This window comes from Candidatus Neomarinimicrobiota bacterium (genome assembly GCA_041862535.1).
Lineage (GTDB): Bacteria > Fidelibacterota > Marinisomatia > SCGC-AAA003-L08 > TS1B11.
Genome location: JBGVTM010000143.1, coordinates 1 through 2931, shown reverse-complemented (window position 1 = coordinate 2931; position 2931 = coordinate 1). Strand labels below are relative to the sequence as shown.

Below are 2931 nucleotides of genomic sequence, written 5' to 3'. Positions count from 1 at the left end.
TATCCTCGTCGGCTATTTGTACGCCTGGAGAAAGAAGGTCTTGGAATGGAAGTAGGCGGAATCAGGAAATATATCTATTCCGATACGGAGCTTGACCGGGAAGAGGGTCAGATTATTGAAGAACTGAAGGCGAACAGTCAGCAGATAATTCCTGACCCCGATGAATGGTTGGACGAAGAACTGGAGCAAAATATTTTCTTGACTACCGTGGATGCGGTGATTAACTGGGGACGGCGGTCTTCACTCTGGACGGCAATCTGTTTCCCGGCCTGCTGTGCCTTTGAGTTCATTGCTGCCAACGGTCCTCGTTTTGATCTGGCTCGCTTTGGCATGGAAATCCTCCGCGCCTCACCCCGCCAGGCGGACCTGATGATTACCGCCGGCACCCTGACCTGGAAGATGGCACCCAACGTCAGGCGGATTTATAACCAGATGGCTGAGCCAAAATGGGTGATCGCCATGGGGGCCTGTGCTATCAGTGGCGGCATTTTCGCCTCAGCATCTTATGCCGTGGTTCCCGGCTATAACCACATAATCCCGGTGGATGTCTATGTCCCCGGATGTCCTCCCCGCCCCGAAGCCCTGATTTACGGGATACAGATGCTGCAGAAGAAGATAGCCAAAAGAAGAAACATAGATATAGGAAAGTTAATCAGGAAATGACGGTAGCCCTTTCCAGTAAAGAAATAGCTGGTCAAATAGAAGAGAAATCTCCCGAGAGCATTATCGAGTCCAGTCAAGATTACCTGGTAGTGAAACCCGATTCTTTGCTGGCAGTAGCCACCTTTCTCAAAGATACGCCGGGCCTTGATTTTAACTACCTCAACTTTATTACCGCCATTGATTACTATGACCACTTTGAAGTTGTCTACCAGCTAACCTCACTGGAGCATAACCACAGCCTGGTGATAAAAACCAGGTGTTATGACCGGGAAAACCCGGTCTTGCCTTCAGTGGTTAGCCTGTGGCAGGGAGCCGATTTTCAGGAACGGGAAATTTACGACCTTATGGGGATTAGATTTGAAGGTCATCCGAATATGAAGCGTATTTTCCTCTGGGAAGGTTTTCCGGGACATCCATTACGTAAGGATTACTGGTAATGGCGCTTAAAACTGAACCTTTTGTACTCAATATGGGCCCGGTACATCCCAGCACCCACGGGGTGTTTCGGATGAGGGCAACCCTTGACGGTGAAGTCGTGGTTGATATCGAACCGGTTTTTGGCTATCTCCATCGTGGAGTGGAGAAGCTGGCTGAGCAGCGAACCTACACCGGGATTATCCCGTTAACTGATCGGCTGGACTACATATCCTCAATGAACAATAACCATGCTTACGTTTTGGCCGTAGAGAAGCTGGCGGGAATAAAAGTCCCGGAACGGGCGGAATACCTGCGGGTCATTATGGCCGAGCTGCAACGCATCGCCGCCTTCCTTATCGCCGTTGGTTCCTTCTTGAATGATTGCGGCGCTTACTTTACTCCCTTCCTGTACATGTTCCGGGAAAGAGAGAGGATTATCGACCTCTTCGAGATGGTCAGCGGTCAGCGGCTTACCTATAATTACATGCGAGTTGGTGGTGTCAGCCAGGATATTCCTAGGGAATTTCTGCCGGCTTTGCGCAAATTCCTGGCGCGGATGCCCCGCTTTATTGATGAATATGACCGACTTCTCATGCAGAACGAGATACTGCTGGCTCGTGCCAAGGGCGTTGGTATTTTAACCAAAGAACAGGCCATCAATTGTTCCGCCAGCGGTCCGGTGCTTCGCGCCAGTGGCGTTAAATGGGATATACGCCAGGCAGACCCGTACTCCGTTTATGACCGCTTCGACTTTGATATCCCTACCGGCACCGTTGGCGACTGTTATGACCGCTACCGACAGAGGGTAGAGGAAATGCGGCAGAGCCTGCGCATCATCAAGCAGGCCATGGAGCAACTGCCTCCAGGGCCGGTAAAAAGTGATGTATCACACTTGGTTCGCCCACCGATTGGCGAAGCTTACGCCCGCATTGAAGCACCCAAAGGCGAGCTTGGCTTTTATTTGGTATCTGACAATTCCATAGCTCCCTACCGCTGCCATATCCGCCCACCAAGCCTGATTAACCTGACCGCTCTCCGTGACATGGTACGCGGGTGGAAGGTGGCCGATGTTATCATCATTTTCGGCAGTATTGATATTACCGTAGGTGAGATTGACCGATGATGACGATGATTGATTTCAGCATTAACCACCAGGTTCGCTTACAAACCCTGCCTCAGGACTGGCCGGGTGGGTTCTGGTGGCACTGGCTCTTTTTTACCATTGTCATCATCGGTTTTGTTCTAACCATGGTAATGGGTGCCATCTACATTGAGCGCAGAGGGATGGGACGAATGCAATCCCGCCTTGGTCCCAACCGGACCGGTCCCTTTGGCCTGCTTCAGCCAGTAGCCGACGCGATAAAAGTCATGCTCAAAGAAAACATCGTGCCTGCCGCCGCCGACAAGCTGGTTCACTGGCTGGCACCAGTGGTCGCTTTTGCGCCGGCACTGATGATTTTTGCCGTGATACCATTTCAGGATGGAGCATTGCTGGCTGACTTGAATATCGGCATCCTTTATATCGTGGCGATTAGTTCTGTCTCAACCATTGGCATATTTATGGCCGGGTGGGGCTCAAGTAACAAGTATTCCCTGCTCGGTGCCATGCGCAATGTCGCCGCCGTGGTGAGCTACGAGATTCCACTGGTACTGGCGATTGTCGGCATCGTGCTGATCGCTGGCTCGCTATCTCTGAACCAGATTGTACTGGCTCAGGATATTCCTTTCATCCTGTTTCAGCCGCTGGGCTTTCTCCTCTTTTTCGCCGCTGGCTGTGCCGAAATTAATCGCAGTCCCTTCGACCTCATGGAAGCTGATTCCGAGATTGTCGCCGGCTTTCATACCGAATAC

General features: G+C 51.5%; 4 protein-coding genes. All 4 read left to right on the top strand.

Annotated elements, in window-relative coordinates:
• Positions 1 to 45: 45 nt before the first annotated feature.
• On the top strand, positions 46 to 663 hold the full coding sequence (locus ACETWG_05460; GenBank protein MFB0516036.1) for an NADH-quinone oxidoreductase subunit B: 618 nt from the start codon (positions 46 to 48) through the stop codon (positions 661 to 663).
• The gene (locus ACETWG_05455; protein MFB0516035.1) at positions 660 to 1100 is read left to right on the top strand and encodes an NADH-quinone oxidoreductase subunit C; all 441 of its coding nucleotides are present in this window, start codon (positions 660 to 662) and stop codon (positions 1098 to 1100) included. Before ACETWG_05460 ends, ACETWG_05455 begins: the two co-directional genes overlap by 4 nt.
• Positions 1100 to 2203, top strand: a complete 1104-nt coding sequence (locus ACETWG_05450; GenBank protein ID MFB0516034.1) for an NADH-quinone oxidoreductase subunit D — start codon at positions 1100 to 1102, stop codon at positions 2201 to 2203. The genes ACETWG_05455 and ACETWG_05450 overlap by 1 nt, the downstream gene beginning before the upstream one ends.
• On the top strand, positions 2200 to 2931 hold a 732-nt coding region (locus tag ACETWG_05445; GenBank protein ID MFB0516033.1), incomplete at its 3' end, for an NADH-quinone oxidoreductase subunit H. The genes ACETWG_05450 and ACETWG_05445, both read left to right, overlap by 4 nt.

Bases quoted from the DNA above. Each gene is read 5' to 3' on its own strand.
- ACETWG_05455 (MFB0516035.1), top strand. From the start codon at position 660: ATGACGGTAGCCCTTTCCAGTAAAGAAATAGCTGGTCAAATAGAAGAG.
- ACETWG_05450 (MFB0516034.1), top strand. From the start codon at position 1,100: ATGGCGCTTAAAACTGAACCTTTTGTACTCAATATGGGCCCGGTACAT.
- ACETWG_05460 (MFB0516036.1), top strand. From the start codon at position 46: ATGGAAGTAGGCGGAATCAGGAAATATATCTATTCCGATACGGAGCTT.